At 49.8% G+C, this 21,134-nt stretch carries 27 protein-coding genes and 1 pseudogene; 25 read left to right on the top strand and 3 right to left on the bottom strand.

The annotated features are described in order from the left end of the window. Positions 1-30: 30 nt before the first annotated feature. A complete protein-coding gene (locus tag J9789_RS16475; protein ID WP_209346734.1) occupies positions 31-552 on the bottom strand; it encodes a helix-turn-helix domain-containing protein in 522 nt (173 codons plus the stop codon). A gap of 253 nt (positions 553-805) precedes the next feature. Between J9789_RS16475 and J9789_RS16470 the strand changes: the two are divergent. From J9789_RS16470 to J9789_RS16450, 5 genes and pseudogenes are all read left to right on the top strand, one after another. Beyond that, positions 806-1,565 (top strand): annotated as a pseudogene (locus tag J9789_RS16470) (IS5 family transposase). A gap of 334 nt (positions 1,566-1,899) precedes the next feature. Next, on the top strand, positions 1,900-2,493 hold the full coding sequence (locus tag J9789_RS16465) for an AbiEi antitoxin N-terminal domain-containing protein (protein WP_209346733.1): 594 nt from the start codon (positions 1,900-1,902) through the stop codon (positions 2,491-2,493). Beyond that, entirely contained in the window at positions 2,490-3,374 is an 885-nt protein-coding gene (locus J9789_RS16460) for a nucleotidyl transferase AbiEii/AbiGii toxin family protein (protein WP_209346732.1), read from the top strand. Before J9789_RS16465 ends, J9789_RS16460 begins: the two co-directional genes overlap by 4 nt. A gap of 33 nt (positions 3,375-3,407) precedes the next feature. Continuing rightward, positions 3,408-3,932: a sigma-70 family RNA polymerase sigma factor gene (locus J9789_RS16455; RefSeq protein ID WP_209346731.1), complete on the top strand. Its 525-nt coding sequence runs from the start codon at positions 3,408-3,410 to the stop codon at positions 3,930-3,932. Then, on the top strand, positions 3,929-4,642 hold the full coding sequence (locus tag J9789_RS16450) for a DUF4367 domain-containing protein (RefSeq protein WP_209346730.1): 714 nt from the start codon (positions 3,929-3,931) through the stop codon (positions 4,640-4,642). Before J9789_RS16455 ends, J9789_RS16450 begins: the two co-directional genes overlap by 4 nt. A gap of 305 nt (positions 4,643-4,947) precedes the next feature. Here J9789_RS16450 and J9789_RS16445 read toward each other — a convergent pair whose 3' ends face one another. Both J9789_RS16445 and J9789_RS16440 read right to left on the bottom strand, forming a co-directional pair. Continuing rightward, positions 4,948-5,808: a hypothetical protein gene (locus J9789_RS16445; protein ID WP_209346729.1), complete on the bottom strand. Its 861-nt coding sequence runs from the start codon at positions 5,806-5,808 to the stop codon at positions 4,948-4,950. Positions 5,809-5,985: 177 nt separating this feature from the next. After that, the gene (locus tag J9789_RS16440) at positions 5,986-6,354 is read right to left on the bottom strand and encodes a hypothetical protein (RefSeq protein ID WP_209346728.1); all 369 of its coding nucleotides are present in this window, start codon (positions 6,352-6,354) and stop codon (positions 5,986-5,988) included. Positions 6,355-6,705: 351 nt separating this feature from the next. Here J9789_RS16440 and J9789_RS16435 point away from each other — a divergent pair, with 351 nt between their 5' ends. The 20 genes from J9789_RS16435 (at position 6,706) to J9789_RS16340 (ending at position 21,118) form a co-directional block, all read left to right on the top strand. Next, the gene (locus tag J9789_RS16435) at positions 6,706-7,128 is read left to right on the top strand and encodes a DUF4320 family protein (protein ID WP_007712733.1); all 423 of its coding nucleotides are present in this window, start codon (positions 6,706-6,708) and stop codon (positions 7,126-7,128) included. An 8-nt stretch (positions 7,129-7,136) separates the two neighbouring features. Then, a complete protein-coding gene (locus J9789_RS16430) occupies positions 7,137-7,637 on the top strand; it encodes a hypothetical protein (protein ID WP_209346727.1) in 501 nt (166 codons plus the stop codon). 73 nt (positions 7,638-7,710) lie between these two features. Next, a complete protein-coding gene (locus J9789_RS16425) occupies positions 7,711-8,283 on the top strand; it encodes a DUF6550 family protein (protein ID WP_209346726.1) in 573 nt (190 codons plus the stop codon). A gap of 86 nt (positions 8,284-8,369) precedes the next feature. After that, entirely contained in the window at positions 8,370-10,064 is a 1,695-nt protein-coding gene (locus J9789_RS16420; protein ID WP_209346725.1) for a hypothetical protein, read from the top strand. Then, positions 10,036-10,548 (top strand): prepilin peptidase, encoded by a 513-nt coding sequence (locus tag J9789_RS16415; protein ID WP_209346724.1) that lies wholly within the window; start codon positions 10,036-10,038, stop codon positions 10,546-10,548. Before J9789_RS16420 ends, J9789_RS16415 begins: the two co-directional genes overlap by 29 nt. Positions 10,549-10,560: 12 nt before the next feature. Further along, positions 10,561-11,400, top strand: coding sequence for an RcpC/CpaB family pilus assembly protein (locus J9789_RS16410; protein WP_209346723.1), 840 nt, complete (start codon positions 10,561-10,563; stop codon positions 11,398-11,400). A 19-nt stretch (positions 11,401-11,419) separates the two neighbouring features. Next, the gene (locus J9789_RS16405; RefSeq protein ID WP_209346722.1) at positions 11,420-12,226 is read left to right on the top strand and encodes a hypothetical protein; all 807 of its coding nucleotides are present in this window, start codon (positions 11,420-11,422) and stop codon (positions 12,224-12,226) included. Beyond that, the gene (locus J9789_RS16400; protein WP_040411864.1) at positions 12,219-13,595 is read left to right on the top strand and encodes a CpaF/VirB11 family protein; all 1,377 of its coding nucleotides are present in this window, start codon (positions 12,219-12,221) and stop codon (positions 13,593-13,595) included. Before J9789_RS16405 ends, J9789_RS16400 begins: the two co-directional genes overlap by 8 nt. Positions 13,596-13,598: 3 nt before the next feature. Next, entirely contained in the window at positions 13,599-14,531 is a 933-nt protein-coding gene (locus tag J9789_RS16395) for a hypothetical protein (RefSeq protein WP_087259510.1), read from the top strand. After that, on the top strand, positions 14,528-15,406 hold the full coding sequence (locus tag J9789_RS16390; RefSeq protein WP_209346721.1) for a hypothetical protein: 879 nt from the start codon (positions 14,528-14,530) through the stop codon (positions 15,404-15,406). The genes J9789_RS16395 and J9789_RS16390 overlap by 4 nt, the downstream gene beginning before the upstream one ends. A 195-nt stretch (positions 15,407-15,601) precedes the next feature. After that, positions 15,602-15,748, top strand: coding sequence for a hypothetical protein (locus J9789_RS16385; RefSeq protein ID WP_209346720.1), 147 nt, complete (start codon positions 15,602-15,604; stop codon positions 15,746-15,748). Positions 15,749-15,796: 48 nt separating this feature from the next. After that, positions 15,797-16,018, top strand: a complete 222-nt coding sequence (locus J9789_RS16380; RefSeq protein WP_130868802.1) for a DUF6133 family protein — start codon at positions 15,797-15,799, stop codon at positions 16,016-16,018. 86 nt (positions 16,019-16,104) lie between these two features. Further along, entirely contained in the window at positions 16,105-16,452 is a 348-nt protein-coding gene (locus J9789_RS17215) for a hypothetical protein (protein ID WP_245185345.1), read from the top strand. Positions 16,453-16,513: 61 nt separating this feature from the next. Then, entirely contained in the window at positions 16,514-16,930 is a 417-nt protein-coding gene (locus tag J9789_RS16370; RefSeq protein WP_209346719.1) for a zinc-finger-containing protein, read from the top strand. A gap of 13 nt (positions 16,931-16,943) precedes the next feature. Further along, a complete protein-coding gene (locus J9789_RS16365; RefSeq protein ID WP_087259544.1) occupies positions 16,944-17,519 on the top strand; it encodes a sigma-70 family RNA polymerase sigma factor in 576 nt (191 codons plus the stop codon). Positions 17,520-17,579: 60 nt separating this feature from the next. Beyond that, a complete protein-coding gene (locus J9789_RS16360; protein ID WP_209346718.1) occupies positions 17,580-18,281 on the top strand; it encodes a hypothetical protein in 702 nt (233 codons plus the stop codon). Continuing rightward, complete coding sequence (locus tag J9789_RS16355) at positions 18,278-18,772, top strand: hypothetical protein (protein ID WP_209346717.1); 495 nt, start codon at positions 18,278-18,280, stop codon at positions 18,770-18,772. The genes J9789_RS16360 and J9789_RS16355 overlap by 4 nt, the downstream gene beginning before the upstream one ends. Before the next feature lie 135 nt (positions 18,773-18,907). Further along, positions 18,908-19,513: a hypothetical protein gene (locus J9789_RS16350; protein ID WP_209346716.1), complete on the top strand. Its 606-nt coding sequence runs from the start codon at positions 18,908-18,910 to the stop codon at positions 19,511-19,513. Between the two features lie 269 nt (positions 19,514-19,782). After that, positions 19,783-20,190, top strand: a complete 408-nt coding sequence (locus J9789_RS16345; protein ID WP_209346715.1) for a single-stranded DNA-binding protein — start codon at positions 19,783-19,785, stop codon at positions 20,188-20,190. A gap of 112 nt (positions 20,191-20,302) precedes the next feature. Continuing rightward, on the top strand, positions 20,303-21,118 hold the full coding sequence (locus tag J9789_RS16340) for a hypothetical protein (RefSeq protein WP_209346714.1): 816 nt from the start codon (positions 20,303-20,305) through the stop codon (positions 21,116-21,118). The last annotated feature ends 16 nt before the right edge of the window (positions 21,119-21,134 follow it).

Genomic DNA, 21,134 nt, shown 5'->3' with positions numbered 1-21,134 from the left:
GCCAGCTTGTCAGCCATCCTATAATTACCATTACTTTTTGCTTTTGAACTCGATATATGTTCCTATTCCAAAGAGAACAATGCCCAGAACAATAAAGGCAATAGATACTATGAAGAAATCCATAGCACCATAGCCTTTGAGCAAACCGATAATTCCTACTGTTCCATTTAATGTGACATCGTTTAGTGTAGCCAGCGTCATTAAAGCAACAGAGAAAAATGCGCCTATCAGCGAAATGAAAGCGCCCAGTATCATTATTCCAGACATTTTAGCACCTTCTCGTTGAGAATTTTCTAAAAGGCTATTTATTATTTGAAATTGTATCGCTTGATTAACAGCGTTTGTATTTTCCAATGGAACTTTGCTCCCGAGTAAAGTTTCCACAGGCACCTCCAAAACTTGAGATAATTTTATAAGCATATCCCCATCTGGAATTGACAGCCCTTTTTCCCACTTTGAGATAGTCTGTCGCACAACATTTATTTTCTCTGCAAGAGCCTCTTGAGAAAGCCCCTTTTCTTTTCGTACTTTTTTCAAATTATCTCCAAACATATAGTTCAACTCCTCTTTAAGTCATTTTTATTATACTCAAAACATCCTGCTACCACAAGCAACGCAAATTAACATTTAGTTCTGTATGCCCTGCTGGTCACACTCGAAAAACAGGTCTATTATTATTTCATCATCGGTCATTGCGCCACCTTCCTTCCAGCCTCACCATATACTACGTTTTTAGCAGCAAATACTAGGCCTTGTTTGAAAAATAAAAGTTGCACAATAGGACGCAATATGTAAAACTAAGGGCATGAAACGCTATGAGTTAACAAAAGAACAATGGGACCGGATCAAACCGATGCTGCCACCAGAAGAAACAGGAAAGCGAGGTCGCCCGCGCAAGGATAACCGGACGATGCTGAATGGAATGCTCTGGATTGTCCGAAGCGGCGCCCAGTGGCGGGAGCTGCCGGAGGCCTACGGCCCCTGGCAATCAGTGTATGCCCGATTTGCCAAATGGCGGGATGATGGTACACTGGAAAGGGTATTTCACACACTTTCTGGGGATGCAGACATGGAGAACCTGAGCGTAGACTCTACCTGCATAAAGGTACACGAAAGTGCCAACGGTGGGAAAAAAAACGGCGAATAAGGCAGTTGGCCGCACCAGAGGCGGGCTGAATACAAAGATTCATGCTGTCGTGGATGGCCTGGGGAATCCTGTGGAGTTCCTTCTCTCAGCTGGAAATGACCACGATTCTGTTCACGCCGTTGAGCTATTGGAACAAGTCAAAATCACTGGAAGCAACATACTGGCAGACCGCGCTTACGGTGCGCAAGCCATCCGGGAATATATCTCAGAGCGTGGGGCCAGTTATGTGATTCCGCCTCAGAAAAATGTTTCTCAGCCCTGGCCGATAGATTGGCATCTGTACAAGGAGCGGCATCTGATTGAGTGTTTCTTTCAGAAAATCAAGTGGTTTCGGAGAGTCGCTACCAGATATGACAAATTGGATGTCTCTTTTCTGGCCTTCGTCTACCTTGCTGCTATTGCTATCTTGTTGCTTTAGAACAAGACTACACATTTTTCAAACAAGGCCTAAATGAAAGAGAAAAGTTTTTCAAAAAATCATACCATACCTTTGATAAAGCTGCTCTCGGTAGCTTTCGCCGCTTTACTGGCGGCTCGCCGGCATTCCTCGTTATGTAGTGCGGTGAGACGGAAAGAGAAGTGAATCTTTTTCACAAAACCAACACTTCATATTGAACGCATCACCATCTTAACAACGGCACATTCCTTTATCAAAAAATAATGTGCCGTTGTATCGCTCGTCCTTGACATCCGCACATTATTTTTATATAATATAATGTGTCACTGTCAGATATAAAAAGGAGCTAAAGCCTATGACAGATCGTGAACGGATTAAAACACTTCTAAATGCATCACCAAATGGGACAATTACCACGGAGCAGGTAACCTCCGCTGGACTACACCGCAGCATTTTACAGGAACTTGTAGACAGTGGTGTGATTTATCGTTTCGGACGTGGTTTATATGTACGCACTGACGCATGGGAAGACGATCTTTACCTGTTACAACTAAGATACGGGCGCGGAATCTATTCGCACGATACTGCATTGTACCTGCACGGTTATTCTGACCGCACCCCGGCACAATACACCATGACCTTTCCCAAAGGCTACAACTCACGCTCCTTGAAAGAGGAAAATATTCTTGTCAAACGCGTTGTGGCAGAGAATTATTCGCTGGGCGTTATGGAATTGCCCTCTCCTTGCGGCAATCCGCTCCAAGTTTATGACCTTGAAAGAACGATATGTGATATTCTTCGCGGCAGCGGGAGCGACATCCAGATCGTAAGCACAGCAATGAAAAAATACGCTGTGTCAAAAGAGAAGGATATTTATAAATTGATGAAGTACGCAGAGCAGCTGCGTGTAAAACCCAAGGTGCTTCGATACATGGAGATACTATTATGATCACAAAAAATCCGATGCAGCTAAAGGCTTTTATCAAAAAGAAAGCCGCCGAGAAAAAGATTTCCGCTCAGTTGGTCATGCAAAACTATATGTTAGAGAGACTGCTGGAGCGGATCTCGCTCTCAGCATATAAGCAGAATTTTATTTTGAAAGGCGGCTTCCTCATTTCCGCAATCGTCGGCCTTGACACACGGGCCACCATGGATTTGGATACCACGATCAAAGGCTTCACTCTGACACATGAAGCCATCCGAAGGATTTTTGAAGAAATCTGTGCTGTGGAGGTTGCCGATGATGTACGCTTTGAATTGGTGGATATTGCCGACATCCGCGAGGGTGATGATTATCCAGGGATTCGGGTTTCGCTGAAAGCAAATTATCCGCCAATCAGTGTCCCTTTGACTGTAGATGTGACGACCGGAGACATTATCACCCCACGAGAAATCGAATACACTTTTTCTTTGCTGTTTGACGACCGTTCCATCAGCATCCTTGCCTACAACCTTGAAACCGTATTGGCAGAGAAAATTGAAACCGTATTGTCCCGCAGTATTGCCAACACGCGCCCGAGAGATTTTTATGACATACATATTCTATATTCTTTGCGGGGTTCTGAGTGTGATTCACAAACACTGCTTCAGGCCCTGAAGCGCACAGCCAATAAGCGAGGCAGTCAAAAAGTTCTCAACCTCTATCCGGATATTATCGCCGAGATTCGCTCCAGCGAACAGCTTCAAGGTTTTTGGAAAAAATATCAGAGAGATTTTGACTATGCAAAAGATGTCTCGTTTGATGATGCTTGTGATACGATCCAGCGTATCATGGACACCATAAGCGATGTACTGAGGTGTGGTCTTGCGGAGCATTTTTCAAGAGAATAAAGTTTTTCATTAAAAGATAGGAGGTGGTTGTTTTTGTTGATCTTTTTATCAATGCTGGAAAGTGACAATGATAGAGAACTTTTTGCGGCATTATATAATCAGTATGGAAGTGCTATGCTACGGGTGGCAAAACGGTATTTTCCAGATGATGGATATACAGCAGAAGATGTTGTCCAGAACGCATGGGTACGAGTTGTAAATAATTTTCAAAGAATTTCGAGTTTACCAAGTAATAAATATGGGGCGTATCTCGTTGTTATAGTAAAAAATGAAGCTATAACAATTTTGAGAAGAAAAAAGCAGGAATTACCTTTTGAAGATGCTATAATCGGAAACGATGATAGGTTCGCAGAAAATGACGAACGGTCAATTATAGAAGTTATACAGTCGATGCCTGATACATATCGAGCAGTGCTGGAAATGCGATTTATAGAAGAACGCAGCACAAGGGAAATCTCGAAAGCTCTTGCATTAACAGAAACGGCAGTTAACGTTCGTATTCATCGGGGTCGGACAATACTCATAAAAAAATTGAGGGAGGAGGGATACATAAAATGACAGAAGGCAAGGAAAATTCTATATTAAGAGATATTTTACTAGAAGCTGCAGAAAAAGAGTTTTCTCAAGAACTTTTTGAACATGAACAGGTTAATGTATCTTCTCGCTTTATCCGAGAGATGGAAAGTATGGTTTACAACCCAAATAGATGGGCAAAGAGGCATAAACGTCCTCGCTGGAAAAAAATCTTAAACATAGCAGCCAGTATTGCGCTCGCATGTTCAGTCTCTCTGGGGGCGTTGATGATTTTTAGTCCAACAGTGAGAGCTGCTATAGTTGAATGGGTTACAGAGTGGTATGAAACATATGTTATTTATAGATTCTTTGGAGACCAAGATTCTATTGAAATGCCTTTGTATAAAATTTTGGATTTACCTCAGGGATATATAGAAACAGAGTCTTCAATAGAGTTTTCCAATAATATTGAAATTCATTATGAAAATGAAGAAGGAGATATACTTCGATTTGAATATGTGAGAGTTGAAGAGGGATCTGCAATTTTAATCGATACAGAAAACATGCAAGTCGAGAATGTTACGGTTAATGGATGTCCTGGACACTTATATATTTCAGCCGATGAGGAACAGAGTAGTTGTATAACATGGTACGATGATGAAGCACACATTCAATTCGTTATAGACGGATTTTTTGAAAAGGATTTGTTGATGAAGATGGCATGCAGCGTTTCTAAATGTTCGGGTCGGGTATAGCTACCCTCAAAATGCCGGAAGTTCACGGCCAAACTCAGCCGCAAAAAAAGTCGTTACTGTCACTCTCTGCAAACCTGTCCACTGGAAAGTGCCAACACCCCAGTGGACAGGACAAGCTATAAGAAAGTTAAGTGGAAGTCAACAACACACACAGGAAAATAAGTGGATAATGGTTTACTCGTTCGCACATGGCGTGACGGGTAAACCGTTATCTCAAAGGAAAGGGGGCCTCTTACCAACTCGTAAGAGGCCCCCTTTCCTGCGTCCTGCACAATACAATAATGATTTATTGCGCAGTTACACATTTACACATTGGGTTTTCCCGTTGGAGGCTGCGGAGTTCTGGCGTTTACATCCTTCGCCTTATTCTCTCTGGACCATACCTCATGGGTATCCAAAACCAACTTCTTATTTACGCCTTCATGTTCGTCATACCATACCTTCTGGTATACGCCGCCCGGGTTCGGAATAATAGTGGTAATCTTCATTTTTCCATAATAGGTCTGTTCATCAAACAGTGTATACGGACGCCAATTCATCGTTGTCCAAGCCGGGCAGGTTTGGCTCTCCGATACAGTTACACTCGATGTGTGGCTGAAACTTGCTTTTAGCTCATTTTTTACCTTTTTAATTTCTGCACTTCCCGTATATCCCAAAGAAAATGTGATACTCTTGGTCTCCGATCTGCCCTTAGTCATTCCCACAGAAGATCTATATGCATCGATGCCGATCCACTGGGTCGCATACTGTACCATTCTCCTTGTGCTTTTAATGTAAGGCTTGATATACCACTCTGGGTGGTCATAAAGGCCATACACGGGAGCAATCCCAGCTTCAAAATCCTCACTGGTGTAGTAGCTTACAATCTGGGAAATTTCTTCTTCTGTCAGTTGAGGGGCTTTCTCATGCAGAGCGTTAGCTAATTCACTTTCGCTCATGGTTTTGATCTCCTCAGCGGAAATAAGCAGACTCTCTCCTTCCGGAACCTCTTCCGACAAAGGTGCCGGACAATCGTAAGTGATTTCCGGCCCCCAAAATGCGGTTTCTCCCTCTTCAACCGGAGTGTTGTCCATTGTCGTAGCGTCGCAGTTATTGGCCGCAAATGCTACAGTGGATACACTGAGCACTACTGCCAACGTCAAAATTGCAGATAAAATTTTCTTCATAGATATGACCTCCTTATTGTTTGGAAATTACTTTTACACCTTTTTTTACATACTTTCCCCTCCTATCCTTACAAAGTTAAACCATGTTAGTAAACAGACGGCTCCTCAGATAACGATTACCCTCTCAAGCTGAGTTCTCTCTTGAGATTCGCATGTGTGCGAGTTCGTTTCTGCTGATTACTTACCTGTTGCCGTTACTGTTACGCTTGGTTTTTCTTTGCCATTAACCTTCGCAGATAAAACTAACTGATATGATTTCTTTGCTTGCACAGTATAAGTCTTTGAAACTGTAGCAGTTCCTCTCCCTGAGGCGCTCCAGGACTTAATTTCCCTTTCTCCCTGTTTTAATGTGATCACTATCTCAATATAATCATTTTTGTTTCCACTACTATACTTTCCAGCACAGTATGCCGTTGTCCCTTCAATTCTTAGGGAAGGTCGACCCGATATTACATAAGTATCAACGTCTGCTGCAAATACACTTGGAGCCATGATTGTAAATGCGAGCATAGAGATTAACAAAAACGAAATAATGCTTTTTTTCAAAGAAACACCTCCTTTCTGCAACGGAAGAAAAGTACTGTTATCTGCTCACACTTACAACGCAAAAAAGGGGGCTTTTCTTACAAAGAAAAATTTATATTTTTTAAGTTAGACCGACGCAACAGAGCATACCCCAAGGATATTTTCCCTAGCAAACCTAAACAGCGTTTGAATTGGCACAATCTTGCCCCTACATTGGCGCAGTCCTGCCCTTTCGCCGTAAATCTATATCTGCTATACTTGGTACAGTCAATACTTTGTAAAGCAGCCGCTCCGGCAGGGGGCGGCTGCTTTCATTTGTCAGAAAAGGTGGTGGTTCACATTCATACTTTCCTGCAGAAAGCCCGCAGGACAATGAAGAGCGAGCGAGGTGAGGCCAACTATTTCTCCACGGTGTTCTTCATCTTTATCGCCGTTGTCCTGCTGGCATTTATCATCGATCTGTTCGGTATCATCTCCACGAAACAGGAGTTGGATCACGCAGCCGATCAGATGGTAAAGCAGATCCAGCTGTCCGGTGGCATCAACAGCGAGACGGATTCTCTCTTTGAATTTCTGTGCTCGGAGATCGAGGGAGCGGAAAACATAACCTACTCCATCGATGCCACATACAAGTCGCCCACACCGGCCGGAATGTCCAGAGCCATTCAGCTCGGGACACCTTTCTATATCACCATTGAGGGCGAAGCAAAGCTGGGTGGCTTCTGGAATCTGGATCTGGTCAACATCACTGTGGTGGCCCGCGGCTCCGGCGTCAGCGAACACTATTGGAAGTGAGGTGGCCTATGAAGCATTTTATGCGGTGGCTGCGACGGCCACTCCGCAACGAGCGGGGTGAGATCACTTTCTTCGCCTGCTTTTTTGTGGTCGGCGTAGTGATGCTCATTTCCTTTCTTCTGTTGTATACCTCGGTGCGGATCACTTGCATCAACATCCGAAACGGCGCTAAAATGGAGCTGAATAATCTGAGCGCCACCATTTATGCGGACACTTACCGCTCCCAACGGGAAACTAACTTTGAAGAGTACCTGCGCACCCTCTATTCCAGCAGTGACTACACGGAAATGCTGGAGTCCACGGTGGCCGGCGGACTGGCCTCCAAAATCCCGCTCTCCACGGACGACTACCAGGTATCCGACATCAGCCTGGAGTTCAATGTGGTGGGCGACCGAGTCGAGTATATCTTCTATTGTGATGTAGAGTTCTATGTGCGGATGTTTGGGCACAACTACCCTACCATCACACAGCGGGTAGAGTTGACTGGCTACCATAACACCAAATTTTAGCGGCGCTGTTGAAACATCAGTCAGTTCCGCAGTATATGCTTTATATAACAGTAAAAAAGGAGTGTGGACACACATGAAAAAGTTTTTCCAATCCAAGGGCTTTATCATTTCGGTCCTGGCCGTTCTCTGTGCTGCGATCCTGGGCGTCTGCTGGTTCGTAAGCCGGGATCGAACGGAGAATTTTAAGCCGGATGAATCGCCTCCCAGCAGCACCACCAGCGATTGGTCGGACGGCGGCGCCCAAAACGGGGATGATTCCGGCGGAGCAGATGCGTATTCCCCTGGGCAGTCTCCCAGCTCTGAGGAGGAATACCCCAAGGTAACCTCCGAAACGGAAAGTGAAGTGGTGATCGACTTCACTGATACGGACAAGCCGGAGGAAACTCCGCCCCCTGCTCCGGAAGGCAAGACAGAGATTGCAGACCCCGGCAAAGATCACGATGTCAACCCCGACCCGTCTGTACCTCAAGTCACGGCGCCGCCGGCAGAAGAATCCACTTCCAGTAATGAGCCGGCCCCCGGCTCCAGCAATGGCAGTGGTGCCGTCTACGATCCCGTCTTTGGGTGGGTGGTGCCCGGCGATGTGCAGCAGTCCACCGGCGGCAGCGATGGTGACCTGAACAAGCAAGTCGGAAACATGGGCTGATTGCCCCACAACTAAACACGGATCTCCAGGGCCGTCACAGCTATGTGGCGGCCCTTCAATTTTATATGATTGGAGTGTGATGTCATTTGAAACGACTTCTCGCCCTCCTGTGCAGTCTGGCGCTGACCCTGTGCCTTGTTCCTGCCGCTGCTTTTGCTGCCGGCGGGAACGGCAACATTGATGGCGGCGGCGGTGGTATGGGCCAGGGCACCAGCACCAACTTCTGGAACCCGGGCAATGACGGCGTTCGCATTACGGTGGTAGATGCAGCGAGCGGCTCTGCCGTCTCTTCTCCGATTGACTTTTCCAATCGTACGCAGAACAGCAGCATTCTGCACTTTGGTAAAGTCAATAAACTGCAATATCTGGCCGGTACCGGGCTTTCTCTTCAATCCGGCGTGGCCTATACCTGCATCAAGCCCACCCAGTCTATGCCCACAATCGTCAGCAGCAGCGGGCAGAATAATATTGATGCCATCAAACGGTACTTCTGCTCAGAATATGCCTGCATGATGGTTGCTCAGGCAGCAGGTGTGGACTACGAGCGGATGATTGCCGGCGAATATAAGCTTCTTATCGAGCCCATCGCCTACTTTACCCACAATGGCCAGTATTACTGCATGACAGCAACTGAAGCTGGCCTGTACGATCAGCTGGCGGGTGGTTCACTGCGAAGGACTATGACCTCGCTCACCCATAAGAACTTGCCCTTGAGCATGTTTCTGGAGTTCAGTGACCTGGGCATTTCTGCATGGGGCGGCAGCACCACCGGGACGCAAAACAACTCCGACATCATCAATACCCTCGGCGTTGGCATCGTCTGGTTTGATGAAATCCCGCCCGAAGGCGAGATTGAGGCCCCTGATGTAGAGTATCGGGTAGATACCGATGTAATCACGACCGTGACACTTCGTACTGACACCGACCTTACACCGGATAACCCCGCCTCGGTGACTTTTTCTATTCTCGGCACATCCTACCGGGTCAACAATATCGTGATTCCGGCTGGCGACAGCCAGAAAGTCTGGGTCAAATGGCACACTCCCTCCACTCCCCAGACAGTCACTATAACGGTATCCGTCAGTGGCGCTTATACCGCTCAGGATACCTTTGTGGCGAAGATCGTAGATCTGAACGAACACATCCCGCCTGATCCCGTAGCTACGGATACCAATCCGAGCTATACACTGCCGTCCCTTCCCAGCGAAACACAGAAGCTGACCGCCAACTGGGGTGTTTGGAGCTGTTACTGGGTGCCGGTGTGGGTATGGTGTGACCACGGAGAAGACGGCGGGCACTGGGTTGATGAAGGCTATTGGGAGTATGAATACACCGGTTACTCCGCTTCGATCAGCGGTGTCATGTCCTTGATGCCGGATGATATTGTACCGACTGCCTCCGGCAAGGCCATGAAGAGCGGGTATGGCGTCAAGCAGGATGTGACCGCAACGCTCTCCACCGATGCACCCACCAGTCACATTACCCATCCGCAGACGGCGTTTTCTGTGTTTCCGGAATTCCAGTACCAAACCTATCTGCGTCTTCTGCAGCGGGTGTCCAGTGGTCGAAGTGCAAAATTCACCTTCCAGCCCAACGACTTCTCCACTTACAACAGAACGGTGCATTTTACGCCTATCTGGTTCCCGGATTCTACCAACTACACAGTATTTACTCAGGTTTGGGACACGTGGACGCCGGATGGGATGCTGAGCATCAACCTGAACGATTATGTATCGATCAACGGGAGCCTCTATGATGACTGGTATACCAATCGAGAATAGTATCTGGTCGGCATATCTGCTCACCGCATTTTTGGTGATTGTCGGTTTTGCCTTCTACGATATCTTTCATCGGCGAGTGCCCGACCGGGCGCTCGTCTTTTTTATCCCGCTGGCTGCGGCGGCGCCGCTGATCAAAGCGTGGTTCGCCCTGGACTGCGGACAATCTTCGCTTTGGCTCTGGCCGATATTCGCAAAGTCCTTAATAGGCGCTCTGCTTGGATTCAGTATTCCTCTGGCTGCTGCCATGGTGACTGGAGGGACCGGCATGGGCGGCGGTGACATCAAATTCTGCGGTGTGCTGGGACTCATCTATGGTCCTTCCGGTATGTCCATCGTTTTTCTGGTTTCCGCAGTATGTGCTATGCCCATCATTTTGATGATTCGGCGGATTTACCGGGATCGGCGCCCTTTGTCCATCCCGTTTCTACCTTTTCTGGCCTGCGGCTGCTCTGCGGCGACATTGGCCGAACTATTTTTGCATTAGGAGATTATGCTTATGAAATTGAACAACCGTTTTATCTTCGGCATTTTGTCCCTGGTCCTGGCAGCAGTCATTGCCTTTGTTGCCCTCCCCACCATCGCCCGTCAGACCAACGGAAAAGCCGAAATCGTCCGTATCACGCAGCCGGTGCTGAAAGGCGAAAAAATCACCTCGGACAATGCCGAGGTTGTGGAAGTTGGCGGCTACAATCTGCCCTCCAATGTTGCGCACAGTCTCAGCGATGTGGAGGGCCTGTATGTAACCGCGGATCTGGCTGAGGGTGACTACATCCTTACCAGCAAGGTCAGCAGTGTTCCGGTTTCTTCGGATGTGGCACTCAATGACATCCCTTCTGGAAAGGTAGCTATCTCAATGACTGTTAAGACGCTGGCCTCCGGCCTCTCCGACAAGCTCCAGCCCAACGACATCATTCGGATCTATCACTTCCTGGAGACAGCAGAAGAGGTCCCGGAGCTCCGCTTTGTTAAAGTGCTGTCGGTTACCGATTCCGATGGTGTCAATGTGGACAACACCAAGGAACCCACGGAGGACGAAGAGCGGCAGCAATCTGCTACCATCACAGTTCTGGCGACACCTGAGCAGGCCCGGATCATCACAGAGATGGAAAACGACGGCGTCGCCCATGTGGCCCTGATCTCCCGTAACAACGATCAGCTGGCCAAGGAACTTCTGGCAGCGCAGGACAAAACTCTGCAGGAGATCTATTTTCCCGAAACGCTGACGGAAGATGGTGAGACTACGGAGGGCAGCGAGCCTACGGCCGAGGACGGTTCTGAGGCGCCGGACAGCGGCGCTGAAACGCCCCCCGCGGACACCAGCCAACCGGCTGAGTAACAGAAGGAGGTCGGAAACGATGGGAAAAGTCATTACTGTCTGGGGCAGTCCGGGAAGCGGGAAAAGTATGTTTTCCGCCATTCTTGCAAAAGCCCTGACCCGAGATAAGCGGAAAGCCATCATCATCAACGCGGAGATCAGCGTTCCCATGCTCCCGGTCTGGCTGCCGGATCAGATCATTCAGACCAACGCCTCGGTGGGTCAGGTTCTCAGCAGCGTAGAGATTGATACCTCGCTGGTGGCAAGCCATGTCACGGTTCTGAAAAGCTATCCGTTCATTGGCCTGATGGGGTATTCCGCTGGTGAGAATCCTCTGAGTTACCCGGAAATCAAATACGCCATGGTACTCCAGCTGGTCAATGCGGCAGCCAAACTGGTGGATTTCGTCATTTTGGACTGCAGTTCCAACATGACCAATGTGTTCACACCGGCGGCCATTGAATCCGGCGATCTGGTCGTTCGGTTGCTCACCCCTGATTTGAAAGGGATCAACTACTTGAAGGCCCATCAGCCGCTGCTGGTGGATGGACGTTTTCACTACGATCAGCACCTGACCTTTGCCGGTATGGCCCGGCCGTTCCACGCTCTGGATGAAATGGGGTATATCATCGGAGGGTTTGATGGTTTGCTCCCCTACGGCAAGGAAATCGACCGTTGTGCCACTGAGGGTGGCATGTTCCAGGCCATTAAATATTGCAATCCCAAGTACACCGCTTCGCTCAACAAGGTGCTGGATGCGCTGGAGCAGATGGAGTTGGCGGAACAGGCCGCAGAGGAAGATCCTGACGATGAGGAAGAGTTCGAGGAGGACGATGCCGATGAATAACCTCAACGACATATTCTTTGCGCCTGCCGCCAATCAGGAGCTGACCTATGACCAGGTGTTGGAGGATGTGCAGCGGTATTTTGCTGAGAATCACGCATCCACCATTGCCGAAGCTGGCGAAGCCAATGCCGAGCGGGCCACAGCCTTGCTGAAAGAACTGATGGTGCAGTACATCGTCAAACGCAAATATGCTATCAGCGGGCTGACCACCGAGCAGCTTTGCGAGCAGCTCTATGAAGATATGGCCGGGTACTCCTTTTTGAAGAAATGGATCTACAAGCCCGGCATCGAGGAAGTCAATATCAATGCCTACAATGACATTGAGGTGATCGAGGCCGGCGGCCGCAGCATCAAGATCCCGGATAAGTTCTCTTCTCCGCAGCACGCCATTGATGTGGTGCGGCGTATGCTCAACGCCTGCGGCATGGTCATCGACGATACGATGCCCAGCGTGGTGGGGTTTCTGGATAAGAACATCCGTATCTCCGTGGATAAGACCCCTATCGTGGACCCGGATGTTGGTATCAATGCCTCCATCCGTATCGTCAATCAGCAGACGGTCTCTGAACAGAAGCTTCTGGATTCCGGCAGCGCCACAGCTGAGATGCTTCACTTCCTGATGGCCTGTATTCGGTACGGTGTCAGTGTGTGCATCGCTGGTTCCACGGGTTCCGGCAAGACTACCATCATGGCCTGGCTGCTCTCCAATGTACCCAACAATCAGCGCCTCATTACCATCGAGGAGGGCAGCCGTGAGTTTGATCTGGTCAAACGGGACGAGAACGGCAACATCCTGAATTCTGTCATCCACCTGCTGACCCGCCCCAGCGAGAATCCGGCTCTGAACATCAACCAGGACTTCCTCTTGGAGCGGGTTCTGCGCAAGCATCCCAATGTGATCGGCGTTGGTGAGATGCGGTCTGCGGCGGAAAGTCTGTCTGCGGCAGAGAGCTCCCGAACCGGCCACACGGTCTGTACCACTATTCACTCCAATTCCTGCAACAGCACATACCGCAGAATGATGACCCTCGCCAAGCGCAAATACAGTATGGATGACTCTGTGCTCATGGAGATCATGGTAGAGGCCTACCCCATCGTGGTGTTCACCAAACAGCTGGAGGATCGCTCCCGCAAAATCATGGAAATCCTGGAGGGTGAGGACTTCCGAGATGGTCAGCTCGTCTCCCACACACTATATAAGTTTGAGGTAGAGGACAATGTGACTGACAGGGATGGGAATGTCCGTGTGGTCGGGCACCATCGGAAGGTCGGCCTGATCTCCGATACTTTGAAAAAGCGCCTGCTGGACAACGGTATTTCCAACAAGGAATTGGCCGAGTTCATGCAGCCCCCTAAGGAGGTGGATTAAGCATTGCAGTGGATCTATATCATATGTTTTTCGCTTATCAGCGCGGGCCTCCTGGCTTTGTTCGGTGTGCGTCCGGGCGATTTCATTGACGCTCTCTTCCGCTCCCAGCGCAAAGCGGCCACATTGTCTGATGAACTCAATGTTCTGATGGGCACACCTGCCAAGGGATTCTTCAATCAGGATTATGAGCTGAAGCAGATCCTGAAAGGCACCGGCCGGTCTGACCGTTATGAGGCCGTCAAACGGCTGTCGCTTATCCTATTTGCGGTGGGTGCCGTACTGGCGCTACTCATCAATAATGTGTATATGGTGCCGATTCTGGGCATTGGATTTTCCCTTGCCCCCATTTGGTACCTGCGAAGCACTGCCGCCAGCTACAAGAAGCATCTCAATGAGGAACTGGAGACTGCCATCTCCATCATCACCACCTCTTATCTGCGCACCGAGGATCTGATCCGGGCTGTCAAAGAGAACCTGCCCTACATCAACGAGCCAGTAAAGGCCAATTTTGAAGCTTTCGTCTACGAGGCGGAGCTGATCAATGCCAATCTGACAAGCGCCATCAACTCCCTCAAGATGAAGATACCCAACCGGGTCTTTCACGAGTGGTGCAACATCTTGATTCAGTGCCAGTCTGATCGTTCCATGAAAAACACGCTGCCCACCATTGCCCAAAAGTTCAGTGATGTGCGTGTGGTACAGTCTGAACTGGAGGCCATGATGCAGGGGCCGCGCCGGGAAGCCATCACAATGATGTTCCTGGTGATTGCCAATGTGCCGCTGCTCTATTTCCTGAACAAAGACTGGTTCCATACCCTCATTTTTACGACTCCCGGCAAAATCGCTCTGGCGATCTGTGCAGCCATCATACTGTTTGCGTTGACCCAGATCATGAAGCTGAGCAAACCCATTGAATACGGAGGTGACGGCGCATGACGCTTCTGGCTCTTTTGGCGATCATCTGTTTTGGTTTCGCCACCTATAACCTGTCTTGCGCCTTCGTGGACATTCCCACTAAGAAGACCTCCCGGATGATGATGCTGGCCCGTAAGCAGCAGGGCATCAAAGCAGAAAAGCTGCTGGATGTTTACACTACCAAGATCGCCGGGCTGCTCGCTCCTTATCTGAAACTGGATAAGCTCAAGCGCAATAAGCTTCAGCGGGCACTGGACATTGTCGGCTTGGAACTGTCACCGGAAGTCTATACCGCCCGGGCATGGGTCCGGGCGGGCGCCGTTGGTCTCTGCGCTTTGCTCATGGCGCCGCTTATGCCGCTGGCCGTTCCGATCCTGATTGGTTTGGCGGTGGCGCTGTGGTTTTCGACCTATTACAGCGTCTTCGATTATGTTAAAAAGCGCCGCAAACTCATTGAAAGTGAGATACCCCGATTTGCTTTGACCATTGGGCAGAATCTGGAGAATGACCGTGATGTACTGAAGATCCTCACCTCCTATCGTCGCGTTGCAGGTAAGGATTTCGGTGCGGAGCTGGATCAGACGATTGCTGACATGAAAACCGGCAATTATGAAAACGCTCTGATTCACTTTGAGACCCGCATCGGCAGCCCCATGTTGTCTGATGTGATCCGAGGCCTGATTGGCGTACTACGCGGTGACGACCAGCGGATGTACTTCAAGATGATCTGCTTTGATATGCGGCAGATTGAACAGAACAACCTGAAAAAAGAAGCTGCCAAACGGCCCAAGAAGATCCAGCGTTATTCCATGATGATGCTGATCTGTATTATGATCATCTATCTGGTTGTCCTCTGTACGGAGGTGCTTGCTTCTCTCGGGGCTTTCTTCGGCTGACAGGTTCCCGCTCACACTTCAAGTCTGAGCTTTATATACCAACTCCCCCGCTCGGGAACCAACCCATATAGGAGGTGATACCGTGTATGTCAGCGGGTTCCCATAGCAGCCGGCGTACCGGCTGCTATCAACCTTGCCACAAGACCGGCCTGTCAGCAGGCCGGCCTTGATTTATCGTCTGAACAGGAGAATTCCATGGCGAAGAAAAAGTTTATTCCGCCTGACGGCGAAAATCGGATTCGCCGCCGGTTCCACCAGCTTCTGCATCAGAAGCCCAAGGTATATCCTGACAAGCCCCGTTCCAACAAAAACGGCCTGCTCAAGCCGATCCGTCGCCCCTGACAGGCTGCACCCAACCATTCAATAATCACACTCTCAGGAGGTATTTTCATGAAGAAGTTTACCAGCTGCATCTGCAACAAAGCCAACTGCCTCGTCCTTCGCGCCCGCACGGCGCTCTCCAACCAGCGCGGCGATTTTTATATCTCTGACGCTGTGAAGATCATCATCGCTGTCGTCCTCGGTGCGCTGCTCCTGGCGGCTCTGACCCTCATCTTCAACGATACGGTCATCCCCCGGATTACCAAGGAGATCGAGGGCCTGTTCGCCTAAGTGCCAATATGCGGGGGTCGGTTTGTGGATATACACAACCGGCCCCCGCTTTTATTTTTTCAAATGTAGGATAACGGAGGTACAGGATGAGTACACCCTGCAAATTTTATTCCTTTCTACGTGCCGTCGGTGGGAACTGGCACAACGCCATTTTTATCCCCTGTGATTGTGAGGTCTGCCCACATGAGCGAAAAAAACCATGCTCTGGTTTTCTGTTTACCGTGGATGAATGCGGGCAGGTCATGCTGCTGTCTGCCGAATCGGTTCATCAGCTGACCAGCGAGCAAGTTGATCCCGCCGAGTGCAGCGCCGTCCTGCCGCGCCGTTCTTTTGAATCTGCTTTTTCAAAGTACATTGAATGGCACACGCCGGACCCATCTGACTGCACGCTTCATCAGCTTTGCTCTGCGTGGTCCTGTGGCAGCGCTCCCTAATTTATACCCAAAAAGACGTCATTGCGCCGCCATCGGCGCGTTTTTGGAGGTGATGATTTTTATGATGAAGTCAAAAAAAATTAAATGCCCATATTGTCACGCCAACGCTTCGCTTCGCCCCGCTAGTGTTGTATATGGGCACAATCGGCGTTCTCAGGGAAAATTTCTCTATCTCTGTGATCGCTGGCCTGCCTGTGATGCATATGTGAGCGCCCACGATCGAACGCACCTGCCCATGGGAGTCTTGGCCAATGGTGATCTGCGACACAAACGGATTCTGGCGCACCAGGCACTTCGTCAGCTGCAACAGAGCCGGAATATGGAAAAATGGGAGGTCTATATCTGGCTACAGGCCAAATTGGGTTTAAACGAGCACCAGGCTCATATCGGACAATTTTCTGATTGGATGTGCGATGAAGTGATTCGTCTGTGCAAACAGGCGTCTGGCCCTCCCGCCGACATGAAGGCGGCAGCCTGATGGGGGCGAAAATATGAATAGCCTAACGAAAGCACAACAGGAACTCGTTGCACAGAATCTGCCTGTGGTACATTGGGTGATTTGCGATTATATCCATGTCAATCCTACCATTTGCGGCCTGGAGTACAGTGATTTGTTTCAAGAGGGATGCCTCTGGCTCTGCAAAGCTGCAGCCACTTATAAGGATGATGGGCGGGCACAGTTTTCCACCTACGCCAAAACAGTCGTAAAAAACGGTCTCTTATCCTACTGTAGAAAGGTATGCAATCACCGGAGCCATTTCAGCCGTCTTATCATTGGCGAGCATGGCGAGCTGGCGGCAGACGGTGAGGCGTTGGAACCGCAGGCCGATGATTTTGATGCTCGTATGTCCCTGGTAGAAACGCTGTCGCTCCTGGAGGCCAGCAAACAGGAATATGACGGTGTAGCCAGACTCGGTATTGAGGCTCTTGCTCTTAAACTACAAGGGATGCGGGTCACAGATATTGCGGAAATCTATCATGTGCCTCCTTCCCATGTAGGCGCCTGGATCTCTCGCTCTGCGGCCAAGCTGCGCTGTGATCCCCGCTTTTTGGCAAGTCTGCTTTAAGTCTGTTGAAAACCGCGGTCATACAGCAGTAAAGGATATTTAAAAGGAGGTTTTGAAGCTATGGAATTAAAAAAGCTGTATACTGCGGTCGGCCGTCTGGAGCGGGAGGCCAACGGGTGCGGACATTCCTGCCCGGTCATTGTGCTGGGTGGGGAGCGATACATGGTGGATATTCAGGAAATGGTCGTGTGGACTGCACTGAACTGGCGGATCTCCAAATGGGATGATATTTCCTGCCAGTGTGACAAGCTGGCCTCCTCCCTGGGCGGATGTGTTGCCCGTCCCTGGGATGCCTGCGTCAACCGTTTGCTCATCCGCGGCCTTCTGGTATCCGGATGCGGCGAAACAGAATTCGATGCATTGTACGACCTGCTCAGCTCTCTTGGGGTCATCCCCACCAATGGCTCCGCATTTGTACGCGGCGTGTCCGCTGCCAAACTGGTACTCAGCCGGCGGATAACGATGAAGCAGGCTATGAAGCTATTCCATAAAGACCGCCGGACTGATTATGAATCCCGTGTAATGAGGCTGGCCCATCAGGCGCTTCTTTCCACCGCCGAAATCATCAAATGTGTGGAGCAGGATGTCTTCTCTCTCCCCAGTGAACGGGTCCTGATGGAAAAGGTGTACGGTGACAGCGAGACCACCTGCCAGAATATCGCCAGCATGATGAAGAACAGCCGGAGCAGTCAGGCTGTCACGCTGGCCGTGGCCAACCTGTATCTGCGCCAGCAAATCATTTTTGAAAGGATCAGCACATGAAAAAACAATGGGATCAATTCCCCTTTGTGCTGCGGCGTAAGATTCTACTGACTGCTTTGGCCGGACTTGCCAGCCTCGCTGTCAGTCTCGTAATTTTTACCGCAACCACAGATCACATCCTTCTGGCATTGGGCGGAATTATTTTCATCGCTTCGCTGGTGCTGAGCGGAAGCCTGTGGAGCACCGCCGCTCGTGGCCGGTATGAGGTAGTCGAAGGAGTTTGTACCGGTGTCACTACCCCCGCATTGCATCGTTATCGCAAGGTACAGTTAGTAGATGCCCAAGGTGCAGAAACCACCCTGCTTTTGAGCAAAGCTTCCAGGTTTCGGATTGGCTCCCACTACCGATTCTATTTCCAGACGGGGAGCCGTCCCGCAGTTGGAAATGACTACCTGGACGCAGCCCTTTCTACCAATAGTTTTCTGGGGTATGAAGAGCTTGAAACGACTTCCTCTGCGGATGAAAACCTTGAACAAGAACCCACGAAATAGGGAAAAGCTGCGGTGCCGTCCAAACCGTTATGGTGCCGCAGTTTTTGCTTGCCTTTTCAAATTTAATCTGCATTGCAGAAAAGTGAAAATACTTCCCTATTTAATAAGCGGAACATCAAAAAGGAGGTTTCGCCAATGTATAAGCCACACACCATTGAGCAATACAAAATCCAGCAATTCCTGGATGCCAATTTTGCCATGGAACATTTTCTGGTATCTCCGCTTTCCCGAACTTCTCTTCTTCTGGAAGATAAGACCGGCGAACAGATTGCTTTTGGATTTTTTGATAATAAAGTACAAGAAATCCCGATCCCGCCGCCGGCAAAACCGGAAGATGTGCAGGCCTTTCTCCAAACTTTCCGTGCGCTTAATCCAAAGCCGAAGCTGCATTCCTTTGAAGATGTCACACGCTGGTGGTTAAGTCATTCGAATCCTTTGACCTACCAGCAGGCCCTGTGCCTGTCGGACGAACTCTATCGCCGCTTTCTTTCCCGCCCAATGCTCCAGGAAGAAGATTGCTGCCGACTGGCCGCCTCCGGCCTTGTAACCGAGGAAGAATACCAGGACATTCAGCTCTGGTTCTTTGACGAGGGCAAAAACTACTGCTGGCTGGGTCCCCTTGGAGTGGATGGTACCGGAAACATCTACGGTCTGACAATTCACTATGGCAAAACTTATGCCAGAAGATTGAAGTTTTACCTGCTGGATGACTACTATCGTTACATGAACCATATGTTGTAAGTCGCCGCGCGAAAATATCTATATATAGAATTATATCACTTGACAGACGCAAGATATAGTGTTACACTTACCTTGTAATTGATTTTTGTGCGCTTCCCGTATGGGATACAGACCGATGTTCTGTACCGCAGGCCAAAAGCCCGCATTGCACACGCTGTTAAGTTTGTATGCAAGTGTCAGTGGTATCTCCGCGCCCATTTTGTGGCCGGATTGCTGCTGGCACTTTTTATATATAGATAGTAACGCCAAAGGCGAAGAAAGGAAGTGTTATGGCACAGATCCATGTATTTGGCCGAGTCATGCATGATCTTGTTCCCAAAGAAGGCCAGACAAAACAACCGTATGTCTGCTTTGACCTTATGGAGCGAAACGGCGGTAACCAGCCGGACTTTTATCAGGTATGGGCCCGTGGCGACGCTGTTGCCAGGCTCATGAAGCTCAAGGTTAGAAAGGGCAGCATGATCTGGCTCACCGGATCGCAAAAACTGGTGGATGTCCGCCAAAAGGACGGAAGCACGGTCAAGAAGCTGAAAGTATGGCTGACTGACTTTGGCTACCTTCCCGGACAAACCTCCAGAGCAAAGCCGGAAAGTGATCAGAATGGCTCCGACCAAGCGGAGACTGTTCCTGCACCCGCAGAGGTGATGGACGGTAACCGCGAACCCCTGCCGGGATAAGTACCGGCACCTCAGAGGGACCGTATCAAGTTTTCAGAATGGACTGAAAAACTTGGTGCGGTCCCTCTTTTTTTGTTTTCAGGCAAAATCTAAAGGAAGGACGGCAACAAAAATGAGTAACGACAAAGGACTTTTGAGCGGCAGCATCACCATTCTGATCGGTGCTGTTATCGCCATCATGGCTCTGGTGCGCGGACCATGGCAGGCTTGGCTGCTGATTGGGGTATTCACCCTCTGGGGGCTTTGGGTCGTACTGATCCTCCTGCTCCCCTATATGCAGCAGGCCAAACGCCGCCGGCAGCGCCAGCAGCGGGAACGGCAGCTTCATGCCGAGGGCGTTGGCCGGAGCACATTTCAGGTCCCGGAACTGGAAGAACCGATTTCAGATGATCTGCTGCTCCGCTACGCAAATCACCGCATCCTGACCTACCTGCGCTCCTCGTATGCAAACGCCTGCTTTGAGTGGTGCGAACCTAAGCCGACCGAGCTGATCCGCACCAATGGTACCGGACGCATCCGCCTTTACAACGTGGATGATTTTGACCATGCGGACATCACCTTCGGCAAGGACGCAGCTATCCGCTGTGACCTGCTCCGGATCGTACCTCTGTCCAAGACTGAAGCAGGGGCTGACGACCCGGCCAATATTCCGCCCAACAAGCAGCCCATTGATCCGCGCATCTGGTATGAAAACAGCGGACGCACGGTTTTGGAGGCACTGGTGGCAGATCTGAACTCCCGTGGTCACAGTAAGCTCACTCTGCGTGAAAACGGTGACATCTGCATTCAGCAGGGTGAGGAGTTGGTGCCGCAGGAACACCTCTCCAACTTTCCGGCGAAGGTCTACTGGCCCCGTCTGGTGGAAGTATTTGAGAGCAATGGTCTTTCTGCCGAAACAACGGCGCAGGGCATTCAGGTCTCCTGGTAAGCACCATCATACAAAG

The organism is Flavonifractor sp. AGMB03687 (assembly GCF_017811815.1).
In the GTDB taxonomy this organism is placed as follows: domain Bacteria; phylum Bacillota; class Clostridia; order Oscillospirales; family Oscillospiraceae; genus Flavonifractor.
This window is presented reverse-complemented; position numbering and strand designations above follow the sequence as displayed.

Excerpts from the sequence above, each read along its gene's own strand:
- J9789_RS16465 (WP_209346733.1), top strand. The coding sequence starts at position 1,900 with ATGACAGATCGTGAACGGATTAAAACACTTCTAAATGCATCACCAAAT.
- J9789_RS16460 (WP_209346732.1), top strand. The coding sequence starts at position 2,490 with ATGATCACAAAAAATCCGATGCAGCTAAAGGCTTTTATCAAAAAGAAA.
- J9789_RS16360 (WP_209346718.1), top strand. The coding sequence starts at position 17,580 with ATGGAATTAAAAAAGCTGTATACTGCGGTCGGCCGTCTGGAGCGGGAG.
- J9789_RS16345 (WP_209346715.1), top strand. The coding sequence starts at position 19,783 with ATGGCACAGATCCATGTATTTGGCCGAGTCATGCATGATCTTGTTCCC.
- J9789_RS16340 (WP_209346714.1), top strand. The coding sequence starts at position 20,303 with ATGAGTAACGACAAAGGACTTTTGAGCGGCAGCATCACCATTCTGATC.
- J9789_RS16425 (WP_209346726.1), top strand. The coding sequence starts at position 7,711 with ATGAAAAAGTTTTTCCAATCCAAGGGCTTTATCATTTCGGTCCTGGCC.
- J9789_RS16355 (WP_209346717.1), top strand. The coding sequence starts at position 18,278 with ATGAAAAAACAATGGGATCAATTCCCCTTTGTGCTGCGGCGTAAGATT.
- J9789_RS16400 (WP_040411864.1), top strand. The coding sequence starts at position 12,219 with ATGAATAACCTCAACGACATATTCTTTGCGCCTGCCGCCAATCAGGAG.
- J9789_RS16370 (WP_209346719.1), top strand. The coding sequence starts at position 16,514 with ATGATGAAGTCAAAAAAAATTAAATGCCCATATTGTCACGCCAACGCT.
- J9789_RS16405 (WP_209346722.1), top strand. The coding sequence starts at position 11,420 with ATGGGAAAAGTCATTACTGTCTGGGGCAGTCCGGGAAGCGGGAAAAGT.
- J9789_RS16450 (WP_209346730.1), top strand. The coding sequence starts at position 3,929 with ATGACAGAAGGCAAGGAAAATTCTATATTAAGAGATATTTTACTAGAA.
- J9789_RS16390 (WP_209346721.1), top strand. The coding sequence starts at position 14,528 with ATGACGCTTCTGGCTCTTTTGGCGATCATCTGTTTTGGTTTCGCCACC.
- J9789_RS16350 (WP_209346716.1), top strand. The coding sequence starts at position 18,908 with ATGTATAAGCCACACACCATTGAGCAATACAAAATCCAGCAATTCCTG.
- J9789_RS16475 (WP_209346734.1), bottom strand. The coding sequence starts at position 552 with ATGTTTGGAGATAATTTGAAAAAAGTACGAAAAGAAAAGGGGCTTTCT.
- J9789_RS16430 (WP_209346727.1), top strand. The coding sequence starts at position 7,137 with ATGAAGCATTTTATGCGGTGGCTGCGACGGCCACTCCGCAACGAGCGG.
- J9789_RS16435 (WP_007712733.1), top strand. The coding sequence starts at position 6,706 with ATGAAGAGCGAGCGAGGTGAGGCCAACTATTTCTCCACGGTGTTCTTC.
- J9789_RS16415 (WP_209346724.1), top strand. The coding sequence starts at position 10,036 with ATGATGACTGGTATACCAATCGAGAATAGTATCTGGTCGGCATATCTG.
- J9789_RS16410 (WP_209346723.1), top strand. The coding sequence starts at position 10,561 with ATGAAATTGAACAACCGTTTTATCTTCGGCATTTTGTCCCTGGTCCTG.
- J9789_RS16385 (WP_209346720.1), top strand. The coding sequence starts at position 15,602 with ATGGCGAAGAAAAAGTTTATTCCGCCTGACGGCGAAAATCGGATTCGC.
- J9789_RS17215 (WP_245185345.1), top strand. The coding sequence starts at position 16,105 with ATGAGTACACCCTGCAAATTTTATTCCTTTCTACGTGCCGTCGGTGGG.
- J9789_RS16365 (WP_087259544.1), top strand. The coding sequence starts at position 16,944 with ATGAATAGCCTAACGAAAGCACAACAGGAACTCGTTGCACAGAATCTG.
- J9789_RS16445 (WP_209346729.1), bottom strand. The coding sequence starts at position 5,808 with ATGAAGAAAATTTTATCTGCAATTTTGACGTTGGCAGTAGTGCTCAGT.
- J9789_RS16380 (WP_130868802.1), top strand. The coding sequence starts at position 15,797 with ATGAAGAAGTTTACCAGCTGCATCTGCAACAAAGCCAACTGCCTCGTC.